The sequence below is a fragment of the Arthrobacter sp. P1_B9 genome (assembly GCF_056406495.1).
This window is the reverse complement of record NZ_JBFUAA010000003.1, coordinates 109,476-131,423: the sequence shown is the minus strand read 5'-3', so window position 1 is coordinate 131,423 and position 21,948 is coordinate 109,476. Positions and strand designations below refer to the sequence as shown.

Annotated in this window: 20 protein-coding genes; 8 read left to right on the top strand and 12 right to left on the bottom strand. The window is 68.3% G+C overall.

Annotated features, from left to right (window positions below; translation table 11 throughout):
- Window positions 1–57: 57 nt before the first annotated feature.
- The gene (locus AC1D1A_RS05620; protein WP_476872697.1) at window positions 58–885 is read left to right on the top strand and encodes a hypothetical protein; all 828 of its coding nucleotides are present in this window, start codon (window positions 58–60) and stop codon (window positions 883–885) included.
- A 47-nt stretch (window positions 886–932) separates the two neighbouring features.
- On the top strand, window positions 933–1,583 hold the full coding sequence (locus tag AC1D1A_RS05615; protein ID WP_476947305.1) for a GNAT family N-acetyltransferase: 651 nt from the start codon (window positions 933–935) through the stop codon (window positions 1,581–1,583).
- A 466-nt stretch (window positions 1,584–2,049) separates the two neighbouring features.
- On the opposite strand, the gene AC1D1A_RS05610 is transcribed toward AC1D1A_RS05615, so the two are convergent.
- The gene (locus AC1D1A_RS05610) at window positions 2,050–3,489 is read right to left on the bottom strand and encodes a PhoH family protein (protein ID WP_028277376.1); all 1,440 of its coding nucleotides are present in this window, start codon (window positions 3,487–3,489) and stop codon (window positions 2,050–2,052) included.
- A 233-nt stretch (window positions 3,490–3,722) separates the two neighbouring features.
- A complete protein-coding gene (locus AC1D1A_RS05605) occupies window positions 3,723–4,484 on the bottom strand; it encodes an isoprenyl transferase (RefSeq protein ID WP_476947418.1) in 762 nt (253 codons plus the stop codon).
- 154 nt (window positions 4,485–4,638) lie between these two features.
- On the opposite strand from AC1D1A_RS05605, the gene trhA reads away from it, so the two are divergent.
- Window positions 4,639–5,355, top strand: a complete 717-nt coding sequence (trhA, locus tag AC1D1A_RS05600; protein ID WP_230009209.1) for a PAQR family membrane homeostasis protein TrhA — start codon at window positions 4,639–4,641, stop codon at window positions 5,353–5,355.
- Window positions 5,356–5,481: 126 nt separating this feature from the next.
- Here trhA and AC1D1A_RS05595 read toward each other — a convergent pair whose 3' ends face one another.
- The 4 genes from AC1D1A_RS05595 to mca all read right to left on the bottom strand — a co-directional run bounded on the left by AC1D1A_RS05595 (window position 5,482) and on the right by mca (window position 9,786).
- Window positions 5,482–6,147, bottom strand: coding sequence for an HAD family hydrolase (locus AC1D1A_RS05595; protein WP_230012707.1), 666 nt, complete (start codon window positions 6,145–6,147; stop codon window positions 5,482–5,484).
- Entirely contained in the window at window positions 6,144–8,411 is a 2,268-nt protein-coding gene (locus AC1D1A_RS05590; protein ID WP_476947304.1) for a thioredoxin domain-containing protein, read from the bottom strand. The genes AC1D1A_RS05595 and AC1D1A_RS05590 overlap by 4 nt, the downstream gene beginning before the upstream one ends.
- A complete protein-coding gene (locus AC1D1A_RS05585) occupies window positions 8,389–8,775 on the bottom strand; it encodes a hypothetical protein (protein ID WP_223914167.1) in 387 nt (128 codons plus the stop codon). The genes AC1D1A_RS05590 and AC1D1A_RS05585 overlap by 23 nt, the downstream gene beginning before the upstream one ends.
- Before the next feature lie 105 nt (window positions 8,776–8,880).
- Window positions 8,881–9,786, bottom strand: a complete 906-nt coding sequence (mca, locus tag AC1D1A_RS05580; RefSeq protein WP_230008780.1) for a mycothiol conjugate amidase Mca — start codon at window positions 9,784–9,786, stop codon at window positions 8,881–8,883.
- A 116-nt stretch (window positions 9,787–9,902) separates the two neighbouring features.
- On the opposite strand from mca, the gene AC1D1A_RS05575 reads away from it, so the two are divergent.
- Window positions 9,903–10,355, top strand: coding sequence for a DUF4307 domain-containing protein (locus AC1D1A_RS05575; RefSeq protein WP_476947303.1), 453 nt, complete (start codon window positions 9,903–9,905; stop codon window positions 10,353–10,355).
- A 219-nt stretch (window positions 10,356–10,574) separates the two neighbouring features.
- Window positions 10,575–11,069: a transcription elongation factor GreA gene (gene greA, locus AC1D1A_RS05570; RefSeq protein ID WP_028277369.1), complete on the top strand. Its 495-nt coding sequence runs from the start codon at window positions 10,575–10,577 to the stop codon at window positions 11,067–11,069.
- Between the two features lie 122 nt (window positions 11,070–11,191).
- Here the strand turns inward: greA and AC1D1A_RS05565 are convergent, their stop codons facing one another.
- The 4 genes from AC1D1A_RS05565 to AC1D1A_RS05550 form a co-directional block, all read right to left on the bottom strand.
- A complete protein-coding gene (locus AC1D1A_RS05565; protein ID WP_476931486.1) occupies window positions 11,192–11,818 on the bottom strand; it encodes a rhomboid family intramembrane serine protease in 627 nt (208 codons plus the stop codon).
- A gap of 5 nt (window positions 11,819–11,823) precedes the next feature.
- Window positions 11,824–13,062: a threonine ammonia-lyase gene (gene ilvA, locus AC1D1A_RS05560; protein WP_026537791.1), complete on the bottom strand. Its 1,239-nt coding sequence runs from the start codon at window positions 13,060–13,062 to the stop codon at window positions 11,824–11,826.
- A gap of 21 nt (window positions 13,063–13,083) precedes the next feature.
- Entirely contained in the window at window positions 13,084–14,397 is a 1,314-nt protein-coding gene (locus AC1D1A_RS05555; RefSeq protein WP_476856577.1) for an AI-2E family transporter, read from the bottom strand.
- A 131-nt stretch (window positions 14,398–14,528) separates the two neighbouring features.
- Window positions 14,529–15,506 carry an aldose 1-epimerase family protein gene (locus AC1D1A_RS05550; protein ID WP_476856578.1) on the bottom strand — a complete coding sequence of 326 codons (978 nt, stop codon included), beginning with the start codon at window positions 15,504–15,506 and terminating at the stop codon, window positions 14,529–14,531.
- 90 nt (window positions 15,507–15,596) lie between these two features.
- Between AC1D1A_RS05550 and galK the strand changes: the two genes are divergently transcribed.
- Together galK and AC1D1A_RS05540 are read left to right on the top strand one after the other, a co-directional pair.
- Window positions 15,597–16,757, top strand: coding sequence for a galactokinase (galK, locus tag AC1D1A_RS05545; protein ID WP_476947302.1), 1,161 nt, complete (start codon window positions 15,597–15,599; stop codon window positions 16,755–16,757).
- Window positions 16,758–16,777: 20 nt separating this feature from the next.
- On the top strand, window positions 16,778–18,016 hold the full coding sequence (locus AC1D1A_RS05540; protein WP_476947301.1) for an acetyl-CoA C-acetyltransferase: 1,239 nt from the start codon (window positions 16,778–16,780) through the stop codon (window positions 18,014–18,016).
- A 114-nt stretch (window positions 18,017–18,130) separates the two neighbouring features.
- On the opposite strand, the gene AC1D1A_RS05535 is transcribed toward AC1D1A_RS05540, so the two are convergent.
- Window positions 18,131–19,048 (bottom strand): Bax inhibitor-1/YccA family protein, encoded by a 918-nt coding sequence (locus AC1D1A_RS05535; protein WP_476947300.1) that lies wholly within the window; start codon window positions 19,046–19,048, stop codon window positions 18,131–18,133.
- Window positions 19,049–19,212: 164 nt separating this feature from the next.
- Window positions 19,213–20,148, bottom strand: coding sequence for a hypothetical protein (locus AC1D1A_RS05530; protein WP_476947299.1), 936 nt, complete (start codon window positions 20,146–20,148; stop codon window positions 19,213–19,215).
- A 508-nt stretch (window positions 20,149–20,656) separates the two neighbouring features.
- Between AC1D1A_RS05530 and AC1D1A_RS05525 the strand changes: the two genes are divergently transcribed.
- A complete protein-coding gene (locus AC1D1A_RS05525; RefSeq protein WP_476856583.1) occupies window positions 20,657–21,940 on the top strand; it encodes a branched-chain amino acid ABC transporter permease in 1,284 nt (427 codons plus the stop codon).
- The last annotated feature ends 8 nt before the right edge of the window (window positions 21,941–21,948 follow it).

Here is a 21,948-nt window from a genome sequence, read left to right as displayed (position 1 = left end):
CTCGGATGCTACTTGATATTCGTCCGGCCCGGCGGTCCCCGCGCGTAAACTGTGGATATGGCCGCATGGGACAGCACGAACCGGCGCGGGCCGGACGCGCCCCGCGGCCCGGCGGAGAAGGCCGCGGCCTTCCGGAACCTGTGCCGGTCATCGCCCTGGAAGTGGCAGTCGCTGAGGTTCGAGTACCTGGACCGGCCGCTCACGGTTTCCGCGGTTTCCCCGGCCGCCCCCTCCCCCGGCGACCTCGTCAGGGGGTGGCTGCGCCGGCCCGGTGCCTTGCGGCTGGAGACTGCCGACGGACTGGTCATCGGCAGCACCACCGGCATCAATGATTCCCGCGGCGGCTTCTATATCAGCTCCACGAGGAAGACCTGGCTCCTGCCCCCGCAGTTGGTTACGCCGGTGTACGACGACGACGGGCTGGTGCGCCGCCGCCCGGAGGCAGCTTATGGCGAGCCGTCGTTCGGCAACGGCAGGTTCGCCGCCGTCCTGGACCCGGTGGAGCTTGCGGGGAACGCCCCCGTCCCGTTGGAGTTCCCCAACTCCAACGCCGTCGAGCTTGGCCCCATCACGGAGGTAGACCACGAGGGCCGGCCGGCCCTGGAATCGACGGTCAGCCCGAACCTCTCCTACCGTCCCGCCGATCCCGGAGCCCCGCTATGCCGTCCGGGACGCACACTGCTGAGGATTGACGCCGGCACGGGCGTCTGCGTTGCGAGCCGCTGGCTGGACGCGCCCGGGGCCGGCTCAGAGCAGGACGGTTACGGGCACTGGCTCCGCATCCTGGGCGTCGACGAATACATGCTCGATGACCTGTTCCTGGCCGAATCGATGAACCTCACGGACGTCCGGCGCCACATCAGCTGGGACGTCCCCGCGGAGTAGCCCGGCCGTGACTCGCATCCGCCCGCCGGCACCGCTAGGCTTCGCCGATGACTGAACCCGCCGACTACTGGCCCCCTTTCGGATTGAGCCTGACCACGCCGCGTCTTCAGCTGCGCCCCATCCGCGACGCGGACATTCCGGCCGCGGTCTCAGCCGCCCTGAGCGGCGTGCACGAGCCGGGCCGCAGCCCCTTCAGCAGGCCCTGGGCCGAATCCCCCGCTGAGGAGCTCGGCCCGAACATGGCGCAGTGGTACTGGCGGTGCCGCGGGAACATGACACCGCAGGACTGGACCCTCCTGCTCGGCATCTGGCACGAGGACGAATTCGTCGGATGCCAGGACGTCGAGGCCAAAGACTTCGCCACGCTGAAGACGGTCACCACAGGCTCATGGCTCCGCCAGAGCGTCCAGGGCCGCGGCATCGGCAAGGAAATGCGTGCCGCCGTCGCCCTCTATGCCTTCGACTGGCTCGGCGCCGAAGTGGCGGAATCCGAGGCCGCCGCCTGGAACCAGCAGTCCCTGGGCGTCTCACGCTCCCTCGGCTACGAGCTCAACGGCGTCACCCGCGCCGCCTGGGGCGGCAAGGCCCAGGAGGTCCAAAACGTCCGCCTCACCCCCGCCACCTTCAAACGCCCCGACTGGCAGCTCGAGGTAAAAGGCCACGAACCCACGGCCAAATTCCTGGGCATCCACGAATAGCCCCAGCGGGGCCGCGGCGCCCGCCGTCGCTCAGACGCCTCCTGTCGCTTCCCGTCGCTGGGTTGCGGTGGTTGCGGGTGCCGTGGTTGGGTTCGCCGGACCGCCACCTTTCGCCGTCGCTTAGACACGACGCATGGGACCCGCTGCGGTCGCTGGGCGACCTCCGGGGATCCGATGCGCCGCGATGCGCTCCTCTACGAAAGACGGCGACCCGGCTGGTGGGCGTCTCACCATCGCGGGGCAGCGGTGTCCCGCTAAGGAGCGCATCGCCGACCAAAGCGAAGCGAAGGTCGCCCAGCGACCGCAGCGCAGCGACGGGAGGTGTCTAAGCGACGGCGGGACGCCGCTGCCCGGCGAACCCAACCACGGTTACCCGACCACAGCGAAGGACCGCTGCACGGCGTACCCAACCACGGCGAAGGGCCGTGGTCCGGCGAACCGGACCACGGCCCCCAACCTCGGGAGGCTAGATCTCCGCCCCCTCCAGCAGCTCCGTCACGAGGGCTGCGATCGGCGAGCGCTCCGAGCGGGTGAGGGTGATGTGGCCGAACAGCGGGTGTCCCTTCAGGGTCTCGACGACGGCCGCCACGCCGTCGTGCCGTCCCACCCGCAGGTTGTCCCGCTGGGCGACGTCGTGCGTCAGGACGATCTTGGAGTTCTGGCCGATCCGGCTCATCACTGTCAGCAGCACATTCTTCTCCAGGGACTGCGCCTCGTCGACGATCACGAATGCGTCGTGCAGGGAGCGTCCGCGGATGTGCGTCAGCGGCATGACCTCAAGCATGCCCCGGTCCATCACTTCCTCCACCACTTCCTGGCTGACCAGCGCGCCCAGGGTGTCAAAGACCGCCTGCGCCCACGGGTTCATCTTTTCCGCTTCGGACCCGGGCAGGTAGCCGAGTTCCTGGCCGCCCACCGCGTACAGGGGGCGGAAGACTATCACCTTGCGGTGCTCCCGGCGCTCCAGGACGGCTTCGAGACCGGCGCACAGGGCCAGTGCGGACTTGCCCGTGCCGGCCCGGCCGCCGAGGGACACGATGCCGACCGACGGGTCCATCAGGAGGTCGATCGCCAACCGTTGCTCGGCCGAGCGGCCGTGGAGTCCGAAGACGTCGCGGTCGCCCTTGACGAGCCTGACCTGTTTGTCCGCCCCTACCCGTCCGAGGGCCGAGCCGCGGCTGGACAGCAGGACCAGCCCGGTGTTGGTCGGCATCTCGGCCGCCGCCGGGATGAATACCGGCTCGTGCCCGTACAAGGTGGCAACCTCGTCCTCGCCCGCGTCGAGCTCGGCGACGCCGGTCCAGCCGGAGTCCTTGACGAGTTCATTGCGGTACTCGTCGGCCAGCAGCCCCATGGCCGAGGCCTTGACGCGCATCGGCAGGTCCTTTGACACCACCGTCACGTCGCGGCCCTCGTTGGCCATGTTCTTGGCCACCGCTAGGATGCGGCTGTCGTTGTCCACCCCGCGGAACCCGGCGGGCAGCACCTCGGCGGAGATATGGTTCAGCTCCACCATGAGCGTGCCGCCGTCGGGGCCGAGCGGGATGGGACGGTCCAGGCCGCCGTGCTCGAGCCGCAGGTCATCGAGCAGCCGGAGGGCCTTGCGCGCAAAGTAACCCAGCTCCGGGTCGTGGCGCTTTCCTTCGAGCTCGGTGATGACAACGATCGGCAGGATGACCTCGTGCTCGGCGAAGCGCAGGAGGGCCCGCGGATCGGAGAGCAGGACGGAGGTATCGATCACGAAACTGCGGGCCGTGCCCCGGCTCCCTGTTCCTTCCCCGGAAACAGCAAGACCGGCCGCCGCGGAATCCGCTGCACCGGTCTTTGAGGTGGCTCGCTTGGCGCGAGAGGTAGCTTTCTGTCCCTGATCGGAAATGACGTCGGGCAGTTGCTCAGAAATAGCCACATCGACTCCAGCCCCGGGCCAATGCCCGGAATTGTTATTGGTGAGGCGGCTCGGCCTGGAGGCCGGACGCGGCCTCCCATACACCCGGTGCGAAAATCCGCTCCATGTACTGGCCTCCCCGATCGGCCGGCGAATTGCCTGCCGATGGGATTAACGTACGTCTCCGGGGGCCGGTTTGTCCGATAATTTTTCGGCGATTCTTGTTGCCGTCTTGTGAACTCCGCGTGAACCGCTCAGGCGCCGAAGCGGCGCTGCCTGCCGGCGTAGTCGCGCAGGGCACGCAGGAAATCCACCTTGCGGAACGCCGGCCACAAGGCCTCGCAGAAGTAGAACTCACTGTACGCGCTCTGCCACATGAGGAATCCGGACAGCCGCTGCTCCCCGGAGGTCCGGATCACCAGGTCCGGATCCGGCTGGCCCCGGGTGTAGAGGAAGCGCGAGATGTCATCCACGGTGAGTTCATCGGCCAATTGTCCAATGTCCGCTCCCCGGGCGACGGCGTCGTGCAGCAGTTCCCGGACGGCGTCGACGATCTCCCGCCGTCCGCCGTAGCCGACGGCGACGTTGACGTGCAGCCTCTCCTGCGCGGGCGTGCGCGCCGTCAGGTTGTTCAGCCGCTCGGCGAGGTAGTCCGGCAGCAGCTCGGGGGCGCCCATGGCGTGAACCGAGATGTTGGCGTCCTCGTCCAGCCGGTCCAGGGTGTTGGCGATGATGCCCATCAGGAGGTCGAGTTCCTCGCCGGAGCGGTTCATGTTGTCCGTGGACAGCATGTACAAGGTGACCACCTTGATGCCCAGCTCCTGGCACCAGCCGAGGAATTCGTGGATCTTGTCCGCGCCGGCCTGATGGCCCTGGCTCGTGGGGGCGTTGAACTGGCGGGCCCAGCGCCGGTTGCCGTCGACCATGACGCCGACGTGGCGCGGGATCCGGTCAGGATCGAGGGAGCGCTGGAGCTTGCGCTCGTAAAAGCCGTAGAGGAATCCGGGCATTTCCATCCGGAGATTCACCTGGCTTCCTTGAGGTACTTGTTCAGTGCACATCCTAGGCTACCTGCCGGAGGGCCGTGCCGGGTGCAGCTCCGTCACAGGACAGCCCCGGACCGCTTGTTACTCACCGGTAACTTACTAGGGCGTAGGTTACTATTACGGCATGGAAAGCAACAGTCCGGAGCCCCGGCCGGAGCCTCCGGCGAAGCGGGCAACCCCGGTGGACGACGCCGCGGTGCGCCTGGCTGAACTGCTGATGATCAAGCCCAAATGGCGGGGCTGGATCCACACCGTCACCGCCCCGCTGGCACTGGCCGCCGGGCTGGTGCTGGTGATCCTGGCGCCGCCGGACCTGAAGGTGGCCTGCGCCGTCTATGCCGTTACCGGGGTCCTGCTGTTCGGCGTCAGTGCCGTCTATCACCGCGGGAACTGGTCACCGCGTGTGAAGATCGTCCTGAAGCGGCTGGATCACACGAACATCATGCTGGTGATCGCCGGAAGCTACACGCCGCTCGCCTGGGCCCTGCTGGACCGGCAGCAAGCCGAAGTGCTGCTCTGGGTGATCTGGTCCGGGGCCATCCTCGGTGTGCTGTTCCGCCTGCTGTGGACCAATGCCCCGCGGTGGCTCTATGTGCCGATCTATATCGCACTCGGCTGCGGCTCGCTGTTCTATCTGCCGGACTTTTTCGCCGCCAACGCTGCCTCGGCGGTGCTGATCTGCGTCGGCGGGGTCCTGTACATCACGGGAGCCGTGTTCTATGCGCTGAAGAAGCCGAATTTCAGCTATGAACACTTCGGCTTTCATGAACTGTTCCATGCGCTGACGGTCTTTGCCTTCGCCGCGCACTACATCGCCATTGCCATCGCGGTCCTGGGCTGACGCCGGCTGCGCTGATTCTCCCCACCTTTGAAACTGCGACGCCGGGACTCGCCGGCAGTTCGGCCCGACACGCCGGGCGCCAGCTTCAATCGAGGGGAATTCCGGCGTTAGGAGCTCGCCCCCGGCTCAGCCGGGATGCCCTGCCGCAATGAGCTCGGGCAGCAGCCGCATGTCTGAAAAGACGGTGGTTCCGGGACCGGCCAATCGGGAAGCCGGGGTGACACCGCCGGCATACGCGAAGACGTGCATTCCCGCCGCCCGGGCGGCCTGGACGCCGTAGGCGCTGTCCTCGACGACGGCGCACCGCCCGGGAGCAGTGCCCAGGCTCGCCGCGGCGTGGAGGAACAGGTCCGGCGCGGGTTTGCCGTTGGCCACCTCTGTGGCGCTGTAGATGCGGCCCTGGAAGCGGCGCAGCAGCCCGGTCTTGCCCAGGGTCCGGCGCATCTTTTCGTGGCTGCCGCTGGAGGCGACACAGTGCGGCAGGGACAGCCGGTCCAGGGCGTCCTCGATGCCATCAACGGCCTCGAGGTCACGTTCAAACGCCTCCTGGTACCAGCGACCGTAGTCGCGGTCCCAGCCGTCGGCCAGCCGGACCCCGAGCTGCTGTTCCACGGCGGCCACAAAGTGCGCCTCGGATTTTCCGACGAACCGTTCCACGATGTCATCGAGTTCCAGGTCCCAGCCGAGATCGGCCAGCACTCGCTGGTCCACCCGGATGGCGATCACCTCGGAATCCACCAGCACACCGTCGCAATCGAACACCACCAGCTCAAAGCCGTCCTGACCAGTCATGAGGACATCCTAGCCAGCTGCCCGCGCATTTCTTCGACGGAAGTCGAGGGGAGGCCGCAGACCATGCCGCGGCACAGGAACACCTGCGGGGCGCCGTCCGGGCCCGCGCCGCGGCCCTGCAGCAGCGGTATTGGCCGGGCGGCGCCGTCGTCCTGGACCGCGACCACCAGCCCGGGGCTCGCCGAGAGCAGCAGCTCCCGGTGCAGCACGGCCCGTTCCGGGGTGTCCGGTCCGGCGACGGCGGCCTCGATGGGACCGGCGAGGGCGGCCTGGGCGGTCGCGAGCAGCCAGCCGGCGGCGCGGGGTGCCTGGCCCGCAAGCGGAGGAAGCAACAGGGCGAGGATGCTGGCCGCCAGGGTGCGGTGTTCGGACGAGCCGGAGAAGGCCGAGTGGGTCAGCAGGGCACCGGCCAGCGCGGCGGCGCCGCTGGGGGTGGCGCCGTCGAACGGTTCCAGGCCGTCACGGCCGCCCTGAGCGGCCGTGACCTGCGCGGACTCCCCCGCAGCGTCCCTCAGGCCGCCGTCGGCCGCGAACCGCCTGCAGGCGGCGTCCAGAATGGCCTCGGCCAGCCTAAACCAGCGGGTGTGCCCGGTAACCGCATAGAGCGCGAACAGTCCCTCGGCGCAGAAGGCGTAGTCCTCCAGCAAACCGCCGATTCCGCCCGCCACTCCGTCATGGGAGACGCGCAGAAGCCTGCCGGGGCCATCCGCCGCGGGCCGCCAGTGCACGCGCTCAAGATAGTCCGCGATCCGCTCCGCCGCGGCCACAAGCTCCGGGCGTGCCAGGACGGCGCCGGCGTCGGCGAGGGCGGCGACTGCCAGCCCGTTCCAGCCCGCCACCACCTTGTCATCCCGGCCGGGCTGGGGCCGGTTCCTGCGCGCCTGCGCCAGCAGCGGGCGCACCCGCTGCCACAGCGTGGCGTCCCCGCCGGACATCTCCCGGCCCGGATGCAGCGGCGAACCGTCGGCGGTCACGCTTCCGGGCATTCGGACGTTCATGAGGGCCGCCACGGCGGCGCCGTCGGCCGGGCCCAGGAGCGACTCCAGGCCGCCGGGAGTCCACAGGTAGCTGGCCCCCTCGGCGTGCACGCCGTCGACGACCGTGTCGGCGTCCAGCGACGACGCCAGGGCCACGACCCCGGTGTCCGGTCCCGTCGCAGGGCCCGCCGCAGGGGCTGGTGCCGGGCCCGTCGCAGGTGCCAGCCCGAGGCGGGCCAGGAGCCAGTCGGCGGTAAGCCCGGCAATCCCGGCGGCCTCGGCCGCCGGGTACTCCGGCGTGCCGCCCAGCCGGACCCAATGGACATAGACGCGCAGCAACTGGGCGTTGTCGTAGAGCATTTTCTCGAAGTGCGGAACGGACCAGTCTCCCGTCACCGAATAGCGCGCGAAGCCGCCGTCGAGCTGGTCGAACAACGCCGAGCGGGACATTGCTGCCAGGCACTGACCGGCCATGTCCCGGGCCGCCGTCGCGGTCTCCAGGCCCGCGGAGTCGTGGCCAGCGGTGTCCGGAGCGGCTGCCGGCGGCATGCTGTCCGAGGGCACTGCGGCGTGACGGATCAGGAATTCGAGCACGGCCGCGGGCGGGAACTTCGGTGCGCCGCCGAAGCCGCCGTGGGCCCGATCCTCGACGCCGGAGAGGGCGGTGACGGCTTCGCCAAGGAGCGCCGCGTCCAGGGGTTCGGGCGGCCCGTCGAGGCGCAGGGCGGCTGCCGGCTGGGAGGCGGCGATGCCGCGCGCCAGGGTGGCCGCGTTGGCCTCGACGGCGCCGCGGCGTTCCGTCCAGGCCTCGCTCACGGCTTCAAGGACCTGCCGGAAGGACGGACGGCCCGGCATGGGCCGGGGTGGGAAATAGGTGCCGGCATGGAAGGCGCGGCCATCGGGCAGGAGGAAGACGGACATCGGCCAGCCGCCCTCGCCGCTGATCGCCTGCGTCGCTGTCATGTAGACGGCATCGACGTCGGGGCGCTCTTCCCGGTCCACCTTGATGGAGACAAAGTGGGCGTTCAGGTAGTCGGCGGTGTCATGGTCCTCAAAGGATTCATGGGCCATGACGTGGCACCAGTGGCAGGCCGCGTAGCCGATTGAGAGGAACACCGGCACGTCCCGGGCGGCAGCGGCGGCGAAGGCCGCGTCACCGAACGGCTGCCAGTGAACGGGGTTGCCGGCGTGCTGGCGCAGGTACGCAGAGGGTTCCGCCGCCAGGGCATTCGAGGCCCCGGACGGCGGGTTGGGGAATCCGCGGTCAGCGGGTTCCGGGTCCCGCATCGCCGTTGACTTCCGGCCGGTTAACCGCGCCGTCGGACCGGGAAACCCCGCCGTCGGCGGGGAAGGCCGTGCCGTCAGCGCGGAAGGCAGCGCCGTCGGCAGGGAATACGCCGCCCGGGGCCCCTGGTTCCTGGGATGCGTCCTCGGCGGCCGCACGCTCTTCCTCCACCTGGGCACGGTAGCGGACCCGGCGGATACGCCGCACCATGTCCACGATCAGCAGCGCGGTCAACACCACGATGAAGGCTGTCAGCAGGAAGCCCAGCAGACCCGGGGTGACCTGGTCCTCGGACAGGCCCGGGCGCAGCGACGGCGTAGGGGTCGGCGCCGGGGTTGTTGCGAGGGCGATGAGCAAGGAATGCACGGTGGGAAACCTTCTGTGGAACTGGGTGTCTTTTCTGCGGTGACTTTTCTACAGTGCTTTGTCTACAACATCTTTTCTACACTGGATAGAAGAGCCATTTCGTCTCTATCTTAGCCCGGCGAAGAGGTCCGTTTCCGGCAGATCTACGGGGATCCGGGATTCGATCAGGGAGTAGTCCTCCCACGGCCAGACCTTGCGCTGCATGGCCGAGGAGACCGCGAAGAAGAATCCTTCCGGGTCCACCTGGGTCCGGTGTGAGCGGAGTGCGTCGTCGCGGGCTTCGAAGAAATCGCCGCACTCGACCTGGGTTGTGGTGGCGTGTGTCGGCGGCGGCGGGGTATGCCCCTCGGCGTCCGCTTCCAGCCACGCAGCGAGCCGCTCGGCATACGGGGACTGCAGGCCGGCCTCCTCCAGCGCGGAGTGGAGGGCACGGAAACGGTCCGGGCTGAAGGCGCGGTCGTAGTAGAGCTTGCTGGGCACCCAGGGTTCCCCGGCGTCCGGATACCGGGCGGGATCGCCGGCCGCCGCGAAGGCCTCGACGGCCACCCGGTGCGCCATGATGTGGTCCGGGTGCGGGTAACCGCCGTTCTCGTCATAGCTGAGGATCACGTGGGGCTTGAAGTCCCGGACCAGCCGGACCAGCGGTGCGGCCGCCCGCTCCAGCGGCTGCAGGGCGAAGCACCCGGGCGGCAGGGCCGGCAGGGGGTCGCCCTCGGGCAGCCCGGAATCGACGAAGCCGAGCCAGCGCTGCCGGATGCCGAGGACGTTCGCGGCGGCGTCCATCTCCAGCCGGCGTGCCCCTGCCATGTCGCGTTTGGGGTGCGGTTGCCCCTCCATCGCGGGGTTCTGGATGTCGCCGCGGGAGCCGTCGGTGCACGTGGCCACCAGGACGTCCACGCCGGCGGCAGCATACATCGCCATCGTGGCGGCACCCTTGCTGGATTCGTCGTCGGGATGAGCATGGACCGCCAGCAGACGAAGCGGTGCTGACGGGCTGGGGGATGCTGTCATCGTGGGACGGCTCCTCTTTCTGCTGTGCTGCCCTGTTGGGTGCGTCTGTTGGTGTGCGGCTTGGTCTGTGCGGCCAGCCGGAAATATCCCGGTCCGATCCACACTAAACTGGACTGGTGACTTCCGAGGACCAGCCTGCCGCGCCGGCACCTAACAGCCTATCCAATCGTTACGGCGGCCAAAAGCGCGCGCTGTCCCGCAAGGTCAAACGCAACATCCTGATCGCCGCCCTCGCCGTGGGCATTGCCTTTCTGGCCTGGGTCTCGACGTCGGCGGCCATCGGCGGTGTCAGCTACAAGGATGTCGGCTACAGCACCCCCGACGCCACGGTCACGGAAATCGACTTCCAGGTCACGAAGGACCCGGCAGCGGAGGCGAAATGCGCTGTGAAGGCCATGGACTCGAAGTTCGCGATTGTTGGCTGGAAGGTTGTGGACATCGGGCCGAACGCGGGCGATGCCGGCACGGACGGCGGACGCACCACAGCCCACCGCACCCAGCTGCGCACGGAATCCCAGGCGGTCTCCGCCGTCGTGGACAGCTGCTGGATTCCCGACGCCGGACAATAACGGGACCACAGGCCGCGGCAAGTGCCGGGCCGCGCACGCAGTGATGCCGTCCGAGGCTGCTTGGGACACCGTGTGATCCACGCCGCAGTCCTCTTTGGTTTATCCACAGGATTGACTACAATGGATCAATACCTTTCCCCCGCTGAGCTGGTTACTGCGTCATAAAAGTGGCCACCGTGGCGGGGTCTTTGCTTGTATGACCACCCAAAGGAGAAGTCCGTGTCTACCACCAACAGCGCAACTGCGGCTTGGCTTACCCAGGAAGCTTTTGACCGCCTGAAGGCAGAGCTGGACAACCTTTCCGGCCCCGGCCGGGCAGAAATCGTCCAGAAGATCGAAGCGGCGCGCCAGGAGGGCGACCTCAAGGAGAACGGTGGCTACCACGCTGCCAAGGAGGAGCAGGGCAAGATCGAGGCCCGCATCCGCCAGCTCACGGCCCTCCTCCGGGACGCCCACGTCGGGGAGGCCCCGGCCGACGACGGCATCGTGGAGCCCGGCATGATCGTCGTGGCCAGGATTGCCGGCGACGAGGAGAGCTTCCTGCTCGGCTCCCGTGAAATTGCCGGCGACTCGGACCTGGATGTCTTCAGCGAGAAGTCCCCCCTCGGCGCGGCCATCGTCGGCCACAAGGAGGGCGACAAGCTCAGCTACACCGCCCCGAACGGCAAGGACATCACGGTGGAGATCATCTCCGCCAAGCCGTACGCCGGCTGACACCAGCGACATAACAGCGACGCCGGTCTCCCCTCGCGGGGAGGCCGGCGTCGTTTTTTTCCGCCCGTTGGCGCCGGCCGGTTTGGCCGGAGTCCTGGGGAGGTGTCCTCTTCCCGGGGTACTCAGCGTCCCGCGGACAGCGCCCCGGGGCGCCTGGTGCTGAGCAGCAGCGCGGCTGTGATGCCGCCGATAGCCCCGCCCAGGTGGGCCTGCCATGAGACGAAACTGGCCACGGTGGGCAGGATTCCGAACAGGATGCCGCCGTAGGCCATGAACAACACCACGGACAGGGCGATCTGCCACCAGTTCCGGTTGATGAAGCCGCGGACCAGGAGGAACGCGAAGAGCCCGAACACCAGCCCGGAGGCGCCAACGGTGACGCTGGCGCCTCCGATGAGCCACACCACGAGCCCGGATGCCAGCCAGCTGGCGGCCAGTGCGGTGATGAACACCCGGCGCCCGGAGAGGAACACGAGGAAGCCGAAGATGATCAACGGGAGCGTGTTGGACATCAGGTGGGCCAGGCTGGAGTGCAGCAGCGGAAAGGTCAGGATGTCCAGGATCCCGTCCAGGCTGCGCGGCCGCAGCCCGAAAGTGCGGTTCAGGGAGTGGAACAGTGCGGTGTTGAGGATCTCGATCAGGTAGAGCAGCACCACGAAGGAGCCGACCACCAGCAGTCCCCGGCGGGCCCGCACCGCGGTGCTCTCCCCTTCCCGCGGCTCCCCGCCCCCAAACGCGTCCGTCACCATGGTCCCTAGTGCACCACGATCGGCTGGAAACCCTCGGCGCGCAGCGCCGCCAGGACCTGGCTGCAGTGCTCGTGGCCCTTGGTTTCCAGGTTGACGGTGATGGAGACGTCGCCCATGCTGATGGAGCCGCCCACCCTGGTGTGGTCCAGGCCCGTGACGTTGGCGTCGTTCTCGGCGATGATGCGGGCAATCGTGGCCAGCGAGCCCGGACGGTCGTCCAGCATCATCCGCACGGTCATGTACCGGCCGGCGGCGGAGAGGCCGCGCTGGATGACCTTGAGCATCAGCATGGGGTCGATGTTGCCGCCCGAGAGGACCACCGCAACGGTTCCGGGGTTTTCGATCTTGCCTTCCATGAGCGCCGCGACGCCGACGGCCCCGGCAGGTTCCACCACCATCTTGGCGCGCTCCAGCAGGAAGATCAGCGCCCGGGCCAGGGCGTCTTCGCTGACGGTGACGACGTCGTCGACGAGCTCGCGGATGATGCTGAACGGCAACTGGCCCGGCCGGCCCACGGCGATGCCGTCGGCCATGGTGGAGACCTTCTTGAGCGGGACGAGGGCGTCGGCGGCGAGCGAGGGTGGATAGGCGGCGGCGTTTTCAGCCTGGACGCCGATAATGCGGATATCGCGGCCGAGTTCTTTGGCGCGCGCCTTCACCGCAACGGCAACGCCCGCGAGGAGTCCGCCGCCGCCGACACCCATCAGGATGGTGTCGACGTCGGGGACCTGTTCGAGGATCTCCAGCCCGACCGTCCCCTGGCCGGCGACGACGTCGACGTCATCGAAGGGGTGGACAAAGACGGCACCGCTTTCATCGGCGTAGCGCTTGGCTTCCGCCAGCGCCTCGTCCACGTTGTGGCCATGCAGCACAACCTCGGCGCCGTGGCTGCGGGTGGCGGCGAGCTTGGGCAATGCGACGCCGAGCGGCATGTAGATCCGGGCCTTGATGCCCAGGCTCTTGGCTGCGACAGCCACGCCCTGGGCGTGGTTTCCGGCAGAGGCCGCCACGACGCCGCGCTTCTTTTCGGCGTCGGAGAGCTTGGCCATCCGCACGTAGGCGCCGCGGACCTTGAAGGAGCCGGCGCGCTGCAGGTTTTCGCACTTGAGGAAGACCTCGCCGCCGACCGTGCTGCCGAGGGCTCGCGATGATTCCACGGGCGTCCGCGTAATAATCCCGTCGAGCAGCTTCTGCGCCTCCAGGACATCGTCCAGCGTGACGGGCAGGCTCTCAAGGGTATTCACGAACTGTTCTCCTTCTTTGGATCAGGCGTCGGTGCCCCGTCCGGCATCACTGCCCGGAGCACCGCTGTTGGGTGCGGCGCCCTCGCCGCCGGGGTTTGCGCCCGGCAGGTGGACGTCTGTGAAGGTGGTGTCTGCGCCGGGTTCGGGGGCATGACCGCCCCCGGCTCCCGCGGTTGCCAACACTTCATCATGTTCCCACGTTCTGCCCGCAATGTAGCGAATCGACGAGTTTGCTACGGCAAGGATCGGAACGGAGAACAATGCGCCGGGGATCCCGGCGAGGTAGGAGCCGGCCGCGACGGACAGGATCACGGCGACGGGGTGGAGGGAGACGGCCTTGCCCATGACGAGGGGCTGCAGGATGTGGCTTTCGAGCTGCTGGACGCCGAGCACGATCGCCAGCATGATGAGGGCGTTGACGGGCCCGTTGGCGACCAGCGCCAGCAGCACGGCGATCGCGCCGGTGAACAGCGCGCCGACCACCGGGATGAACGAACCGAGGAAGACCAGCACGCCCAGCGGCAGCGCGAGCGGCACGCCGATGATGGCGGCGCCGACGCCGATTCCCACGGCGTCCACGAAGGCGACGAACATTTGGATGCGTGCGTAGCTGACCATGGATGTCCAGCCGCGGCGGCCCGCGCCGTCCGTGGCCCGGCGCGCCTTCCGGGGCATGAGCCTGACCAGGAAGGCCCAGATTCTGTCGCCTTCGAGCAGGAAGAAGATCAGGATGAACAGCGCCAGGACCAGGCCGGCGGCGAAGTGCCCGGCGGTGCTCCCGAACGTCAGAGCCCCGCTGAGGATGCTGCTGCTGTTGTTCTGCAGGGCAGCGGTGGCGTCCTCGATGTACTTGTCGATCTGGGCGGCCGTCAGGTGCAGCGGGCCTTCCGACAGCCAGGTCTGTACCTGCTGCACGCCCGCGAGCGCCTGGGACCACAGCTCGCCGAAGCCCTGCATGAGCTGGCGCCCGACCAGGGTCAGGGCACCGACGATGAGGCCGATGAAGCCGAGCACAGTGATGGCGACGGCGAGCCCCTTGGGCACGCGCCGGTTGGCCATCCAGCGCACTGCGGGGCTGAGGAGCCCCGAGAGGAGGGCGGCCACCATGACGGGGATGATGAGGAAGCTGACGTGGCTGAGCAGCCAGACCAGCAACCCGATCACGAGCAGGATCAGCCCGCCGCGCCACGCCCAGGCGGCGGCGATCCGCACGCCGTAGGGAATATCCTGGTCGATCTCCCGGTCGGTCCATACCCGGGCCCCGGCACGTGCGCCGGTCCCGGCCGCGGAATAGGAGGGGCTTGTGGCAGGTGCGGCGTCCTCAGCTGGCGTCATAGCCCCATGATTCCGTAGGCGACGTTCAATAGGAAACCAGCAACCAGCAATCAGCACCGGGCGACGGCCCAGACACCGGTCGACGGCCGAGGCACCGGCCCGGGGGCCGTTCCTGGGGTCAGGCCGCCGGGTCAGCCTGCAGCGGCCGTCAGCGAGGCCGAGATGCCCCAGGTCATGGAGAACTGCTCCCCCGGCGCAAGCCAGCGCAGTCCCTCGCCGCTGTTGAACGCGTTGGCGGGACCGGTCATCGGCTCGATCGCGACCGCCTTCGACCGGCCCGGAAATTCCGTCGTCACGAAGACATGGACGTACCCGCAGCTCGCGTCCTGCCACAGGCTCACCGTCCGCCCGTCGGGTGAGCGCAGCGTGTGCCGGGCGACGCCGCCGTCGAACTCCAGGTCCGTGTAGGCCGAATCGAGGTCAAGTGTCCCTACCGGCCGGCCGCCGCGCAGATCGAAGTCGCCGCTGACCGGTTCACTGCTGCGCGGGATGAGGCGGTCGTCGGCGACCAGCCTGGTCCGGGCGTCGACGCTCACGGTGAGGTCCTCGCTGGGCACGTCGCCCAGCCGCAGGTACGGGTGCGCACCAAGCACGAACGGCGCGCGGTACTGGGAATCGTTGATCAGGGTTTGGCGCACCACCAGGCCCAGGTCCTCGGCCAGTTCATAGCGGACCCGGTGCCGCAGAAGAAACGGGTAGCCGTGCTGCGGAAAGACTGCCGCCTCCAGGGTTACGGAGAACTCGTCCTCGTCCACGAGATCGTAGGAGGAGTTCCGCAGCAGACCGTGGCTGGCGTTATTGCGGGAGACCTCGGTGATGTCCAGCTGCAGCTTCTTGCCGTTGAGGTGCCAGACCCCGTCCTCCACCCGGTTGGCCCACGGTGCCAGCGTGATTCCGGTGGCGCCGGGCGCAATGTCGGCATCCCCGTAGGTTTCCGTCAGGGCGGTGTCTCCGCGGCTGTAGAGCCGCAGGCCGGCGGCGAGTTCGGTGACGACTGCCAGGGCGTCGCCGCGCCGGAGCTCGTACTGCCGGCCGGACGCGTACCTGCGCATCGTGTCATTGGCGGCGGATACTGTGCCGGATGCCGGGGGTGTCGCTGAGAGATCCATGGTGACCACCGTACAGCCCGCACCACACAAACAACCCCGCGAACCCGTATACCTTGGACCCATGACTTCCAGCAGCGCAGGAGCCAGGCCATGAATCCACCCCTGGACAGCCGCGGGCTCGCCGCCCGGTTTGAGACGGTCTTCGGCGCCCGGCCCGACGGCGTGTGGCAGGCCCCGGGACGGGTCAACCTCATCGGCGAGCACACCGATTACAACGAGGGCTTCGTCCTGCCGTTCGCCATCGACCGGGCGGCCCGGGTTGCCGTCCGAGTCCGGCCGGATTCCACCGTGCGGATGCTCTCCACGTTCGGCAACCAGGGGCTGACCACCGCGGAGACCGGCTCGCTGGACCGCGCCAGCGCCAGGGGCTGGACAAAATACCCGCTCGGGGTCATCTGGGCCCTGCAGCAGCGGGGCCTCCAGGTTCCCGGCGTGGACCTGCTCCTGGATTCCGAGGTTCCGCGCGGGGCGGGCCTGTCGTCCTCCCATGCCATCGAATGCGCCGTGATTTCGGCGCTGAACGGGCTCATGGACGCCGGCCTCTCCGTGCAGGACATGGTCCTGGCCACCCAGCGGGCGGAGAACGACTTCGTCGGCGCGCCCACCGGCATCATGGACCAGTCCGCCTCGCTCCGGGCCACGGCCGGCCACGCCGTCTTCCTCGACTGCCGGGACCAGAGTGTCCGGCTGGTGCCGTTCGACGCCGACGCCGCGGGACTGGTGCTGCTGGTTATCGACACCCGGGTTTCCCATTCCCACGCCGACGGCGGGTATGCGGCCCGGCGGGAATCGTGCGAACTCGCCGCCGAGGTCCTTGGCGTGCGGGCGCTGCGCGACGTCGGGTTCGAGGATCTCGGGGAGGCCAGCGGCCTTCTGGACCAGGAGACCTTCCGCCGGCTCCGGCATGTGGTCACCGAGAACCAGCGCGTGCTGCAGACGGTGGAGCTGCTGGACACCCGGGGCCCGGCCGCCATCGGCCCCCTGCTCGACGCGTCCCATGCCTCGATGCGCGATGACTTCGAGATCTCCTGCGCGGAGCTGGACCTTGCCGTGGACACGGCGCGGTCGGCTGGCGCGGTCGGCGCCCGCATGACTGGCGGCGGCTTCGGCGGCTCCGCGATCGCCCTGACCCCGGCGGGATCGGCGCAGCAGGTTCGCTCCGCCGTCGAACGTGCCTTTGCCCGGGCCGGGTATGCCGCGCCGGAGATCTTCAGCGTCAGCCCCGCGGCCGGAGCCATGCGCCTGGCCTAGGCGGGGCGTAGTCTGGGCGCATGCCAGAAGCTGTCATCGTTTCTACCGCCCGGAGCCCGGTCGGCCGCGCCTTCAAAGGATCCCTGAAAGACGAACGTCCCGACGATCTCGCCGCGGCCATGATCACAGCGGCCCTCGCCGGGATTCCTGCGTTCGACGCCGCCGCCGGGCCAGGCCGCGGCCTGGACGACATCTATCTGGGGTGCGCCGAGCCAAGCGGTGAGGCCGGCTCCAACATGGCCCGGGTGGTCAGCATCCTGGCCGGGCTGGACAACGTTCCGGCCGCCACCATCAACCGTTTTTGTGCCTCCAGCCTGCAGACGCTCCGGATGGCCTTCCACGCCATCAAGGCCGGCGAAGGCCAGGCGTTCGTGGCCGCCGGGGTGGAGGCAGTGTCGCGCTACCGGGACTGGGCCGGCGCCGGCGAGACCGACGCCAGCACGCACAATCCGCGCTTCGAGGCGGCCCGGAAACGCACCGAGGCCCGCGCGGCCGCCAACACGCCGTGGACCGACCCGCGGCTGGGCGGCCGGATGCCGGACGTGTACATCGCCATGGGCCAGACGGCGGAGAACGTCGCCACAAGCTACGGCATCACCCGCGCCGAGCAGGACGACTGGGCGGTGCTCAGCCAGAACCGGGCCGAGGCAGCCATCGCCTCCGGGTTCTACGCCCGCGAAATCACGCCCTACACCCGTGCCGACGGCTCGGTGGTGGACCGCGACGATTCACCGCGTGCCGGGGTGACAGCAGAGGCGGTCGGTGCCCTGCAGCCCGTCTTCCGCAGTAGCGGCACTGTGACGGCCGGGAACGCGTGCCCGCTCAATGACGGGGCCGCCGCCGTCGTGGTCATGAGTGACTCGCGCGCCCGCGAACTGGGCCTCGAGCCGCTTGCCCGGATCGTCTCCACCGGTGTCAGCGCGCTGTCCCCGGAGTTGATGGGCATGGGGCCGGTGGAGGCGACCCGCCGGGCACTCGCGATCGCTGGGCTGGGCATCGGGGACATCGACCTGGTGGAGCTCAATGAGGCCTTCGCGGTCCAGGTGGTGGCCAGCGCCCGGGAGCTCGGCATCGATCCGGAGAAGCTCAATGTCCACGGCGGCGCCATCGCGCTCGGCCACCCCTTCGGGATGACCGGCGCACGCATGACCACCACGCTGCTCAACGGGCTCCGCGCCCGCGACGCCTCCCTCGGCCTGGCCACGCTGTGCGTCGGCGGCGGCCAGGGCATGGCGGTTGTGTTGGAGCGGCTCAGCTGAGGCGTTGCAGCTGAGCCGCACCAGCAGCCACCAGCTGCCGCATACGCGAGAGGAGCCCCGCCGTTGGGCGGGGCTCCTCTCGGGAAATCAGGGGTATTTCAGGAACGACGCCGGTCAGTCGTCACCGCGGAGGATGGCCAGGAGTCGGATGATCTCGACGTAGAGCCAGACCAGCGTGACCGTGAGGCCGAAGGCAGCGGTCCAGGAGAAGCGCTGCGGGGCGCCGGCGTTGATGGCCGCCTCGATGGACGTGAAGTCCATGATCAGGGAGAAGGCGGCCAGGCCGATCGCCAGGAAGCCGATGAAGACGCCGAGCGGGATGCCCATGATCTCCACGCTGGTGCTCAGTCCGAACGGCGTGGTCACGGCCCCGGTCATCATCATGAAGAGGTTGATGAGCGCGAACACCGCATAGCCGATCAGGGCGATCATGAAGAACCGCATGAGCTTGGGCGTCGCCCGGACCTTGCCGCTCTTGAATAGCACCAGCGTCACGGCGAAGACGGACAGCGTCCCGACGACGGCCTGGATGCCGACTCCCGGGAACAGGTTGTCGAGGATGCGGGTCAGGCCGCCGAGGAAGAATCCTTCGAGCAGGGCGTAGGCCAGGATCAGTCCGGGCGACGGCTGCTTCTTGAAGGTGTTGACCATTGCGAGGGCGAAGCCGCCGAGGGCTCCGAGGATCATCAGCATGGATCCAGTGCCCTGCGGGACGGCGAGCGCCACTGCGGCGCCGACTACCAGGATGCCGAGGCACCCGGCGGTCTTGACGATGACGTCGTCGTACGTCATCCGTCCAATGTCAGCCGGCCCGGCCGCCGGGCGGTTGTACAGGTCCTGGAGCTGTTCCTGGGTCATGCCCTGCTGGGCCGAATTCCACCCGCCCTGGCCCGGGGCCTGGCCGTAAGCGGTCTGGCCATACGGGTTCTGACCGTACGGGTTCTGACCGTATGGGGCCTGCGGGGCAGGCGGTGCCTGGGTGGCTTCGCGGAAATTCTTTCCGCTGAAGATCGGGTTTCCGCCATGTGCCATTGCGGGTGTCCTCCAAAATAAGGGGGTGGGTGATGTTCCGGTGCGATGCGGACTAGTGCGTTGCGGACTAGACGAAACAGGGTTTTATATAGTCACGCTACCAATTCCCACGGCTGACAGGGAGGGATAGTTCCCCACGGGGACCGCCGCAACCGAACCGTGATCTAGGTCAGCGGGTTTTTCAGGCCGAGCATGTCCGCGGACGCCGGCCTCCCGGCGCGGCTCGCGAGAGTGCGGCTCGTGACGGTGCCGGCCGCCAGCAGGCCGGACTGTCCGTCACCGTGGAAATCGTCGAACCGCTGCGACGGGTCCCCCTTCGGCTCCGGGAGCGGGCCGGGAACCGGCGCCGGCGTTCCCGTACCGCTGTTGACAATGACGTCGTCGATATAGATGTCGGCCATTTGCTGATCGTGTTCGGAGCCAAGCTGGAGCGTGTCGAGCGTCGTGGCGGAAATACTGACAGTGCCGGCGTAGACCGAACGCCCGTCCCACCAGATTTGGACGTTGGTCCCGGGGCCGTTGGGGACCACGTGCATGACGAGCCGGTGCCAGGAGTCAGTCGGGACGTCCCGCCGCAAGGTGGTGTAGGCGAACCCTGCGGGTGACGAGGTACGGAGCACGAGCTCATGGGAGATGTTCTGCCGGAAAACATCCAGGACGCGGACTCCGCCGGCAAAGAACCGGAAGTAGGGAACATTGTTTCCCGCCATTCCTTCGGCGGCGATGTTGAACCAGCCGTCCGCATATGCCTCCGTGGTCCCGGGGGTCAGGCCCACCGTCAGCCTGGCGATGGAGCCCGGCGCCGCGGTGGTGTGCAGGAGGGCGGCACAGTTCCCGGAGCGCGAGAGCCCGGTGGACACCGAGGCGTTCCCCGTCCCGGCCGCGGAAATGCCGAACCCGTCCAGGGTGCCTGCCTCGAAGCTGGACGCCGCCGCCTGGATCCCCGGATAGGGGTCCCTGAGTGCCTCCGTGGAGGGAACGCAGGCCTGCGCCCCAGCGGTTTCGGGGCCCAGGCTGAGCGCCGGGAGGCCCAGGATCGCCAGTACAAGCGAACCCGCGAGGCACAGCTTGACCACCCGGTTCATCAGTCGGCCCTCCACGATCGGCCCCTGCCTTCGGCGCCGGCCGGATTCCGGAACGAACGGACTCGGGTTCTGGCGCTCTTCGCACCATAACGCCGGCGGGCTTGGAAAAAGCTTGGGGGTGGCGGTGACGCGGGCCGGAGCGGACGTGCCCGGCCGCCCGCGCCAGCCCCGGGCGGCCCGGCGAATTGGGGACCGGGCAGGCCACTGTTTAGGCATACTCGGAATCAACAAAAGTTTTCTTTAGCTGGGCTACAGCAAGGTGTCGGCGGCGCTACACGGTTGTTACCCGATCGCGACGTTCTCCCTGCTCGCGGCGGCATTCTTTGGGCCCCCCGGGCTGTAGCATAGGCCACACAGGGTGACGGACATCACAACACATGATCGTATTGCCAGACGCTCGTCCCCTGACCGTTCGCAACGGTTGCAAAGGCGCAACCCACAGCACCCCCATGTGGAGGTTTTCAATTTGAGAAGCACAACGAGCGGCCTGTCGCAGAGACGGCGCGGCAGACTATTGAGGGCTGTGGGGTCAGTATTTGCAGCCACGGCTGCGCTACTGCTCATCGTGGCCCCGGCGTCCAGCGCCACGACCCCCTCGCCGACACCATCCCCGTCGGCCACCCAGTTCACGAACAGCATCAGCGGCTTCCTGCGCGGCGACGACCGCGCACCAATCCCCGGGGTGACCATCACCGCCACGAGCGGCGATTTCACGGGAACCACCAAATCGGGAGCCAACGGCGCCTGGACCATCGGCGTCCCCACCCAGGGAACCTACGAGGTCAAACTCGATGAGTCCACGCTTCCGCAGGGCATCAAACTGGCCGAGGGCCAGGAGAACCCCCGCAACGTCACCTTCAGCCAGACCTCAAACCTCTCGGTGATCTTCACGTTTGGCAAGGGCATTGTCGTGGAGCAGCAGAATTTCATGCAAAACCTGCTCAACCGGCTGGTGGCAGGCCTGAGCTTCGGCCTGTTGCTCGCCCTCGCGTCCGTGGGCCTGTCCCTGATCTTCGGCACCACCGGCCTGACCAACTTCGCCCACGGTGAAATGGTCACCCTCGGCGCGGTGCTGGTGTTCGCCTTCAACCAGATGCACCTGCCGTTCTGGCTGGCCGTCATCCTGGCCGTCATCGGCGGCGGATTGTTCGGCTACGTCCAGGACGCGGGCCTGTGGAAACCCCTGCGGCGCCGCGGAACCGGACTTGTTCCGATGATGATCGTCAGCATCGGCCTCGCCCTGTCCGTGCGCTACATCATCCAGTTCTACTTCGGCGGCGCCACCCAGCAACTGCCGTTCGCCCAGAGCGTGGAAATCCTGATCGGCCCGATCTCCATCTCCCCCAACAACCTCTTGTCCCTCCTCGTCAGCGCCGTCGTGATCGCCGCCCTCGGGATCGTCCTGCTCAAGACCCGCCTCGGCAAGGCCACCCGTGCTGTGGCCGACAACCCGGCGCTGGCCGCGGCCTCCGGCATCGACGTCGACTCCGTCATCCGGATCGTCTGGGTGGTCGGCGGCATGCTCGCCGCCCTCGGCGGCATCCTCTGGGCCTACTACCGTCCCGGCGTCACCTTCGACATGGGCTCGCAGATCCTGCTGCTCATCTTCGCCAGCGTCACCCTCGGCGGCCTCGGCACAGTCTGGGGCGCCCTGGTCGGTTCCATCATCGTCGGCATCTTCGTTGAGCTGACCACCGTGTTCGGCCTCGCAGCCGACCTCAAATACGTGGGAGCGTTGTTCATCATGATTGTTGTCCTCTTGTTCCGCCCTCAGGGCATTCTGGGCCGCAAAGAGCGCGTGGGTTAGGAGACAGC

What these genes read in the sequence shown, in the direction of transcription:
- AC1D1A_RS05620 (WP_476872697.1), top strand. Translation starts at nt 58, where the DNA reads ATGGCCGCATGGGACAGCACGAACCGGCGCGGGCCGGACGCGCCCCGC.
- AC1D1A_RS05615 (WP_476947305.1), top strand. Translation starts at nt 933, where the DNA reads ATGACTGAACCCGCCGACTACTGGCCCCCTTTCGGATTGAGCCTGACC.
- AC1D1A_RS05605 (WP_476947418.1), bottom strand. Translation starts at nt 4,484, where the DNA reads ATGGAAATGCCCGGATTCCTCTACGGCTTTTACGAGCGCAAGCTCCAG.
- trhA (WP_230009209.1), top strand. Translation starts at nt 4,639, where the DNA reads ATGGAAAGCAACAGTCCGGAGCCCCGGCCGGAGCCTCCGGCGAAGCGG.
- AC1D1A_RS05595 (WP_230012707.1), bottom strand. Translation starts at nt 6,147, where the DNA reads ATGACTGGTCAGGACGGCTTTGAGCTGGTGGTGTTCGATTGCGACGGT.
- AC1D1A_RS05590 (WP_476947304.1), bottom strand. Translation starts at nt 8,411, where the DNA reads ATGCGGGACCCGGAACCCGCTGACCGCGGATTCCCCAACCCGCCGTCC.
- mca (WP_230008780.1), bottom strand. Translation starts at nt 9,786, where the DNA reads ATGACAGCATCCCCCAGCCCGTCAGCACCGCTTCGTCTGCTGGCGGTC.
- AC1D1A_RS05565 (WP_476931486.1), bottom strand. Translation starts at nt 11,818, where the DNA reads ATGGTGACGGACGCGTTTGGGGGCGGGGAGCCGCGGGAAGGGGAGAGC.
- AC1D1A_RS05555 (WP_476856577.1), bottom strand. Translation starts at nt 14,397, where the DNA reads ATGACGCCAGCTGAGGACGCCGCACCTGCCACAAGCCCCTCCTATTCC.
- AC1D1A_RS05550 (WP_476856578.1), bottom strand. Translation starts at nt 15,506, where the DNA reads ATGGATCTCTCAGCGACACCCCCGGCATCCGGCACAGTATCCGCCGCC.
- galK (WP_476947302.1), top strand. Translation starts at nt 15,597, where the DNA reads ATGAATCCACCCCTGGACAGCCGCGGGCTCGCCGCCCGGTTTGAGACG.
- AC1D1A_RS05540 (WP_476947301.1), top strand. Translation starts at nt 16,778, where the DNA reads ATGCCAGAAGCTGTCATCGTTTCTACCGCCCGGAGCCCGGTCGGCCGC.
- AC1D1A_RS05535 (WP_476947300.1), bottom strand. Translation starts at nt 19,048, where the DNA reads ATGGCACATGGCGGAAACCCGATCTTCAGCGGAAAGAATTTCCGCGAA.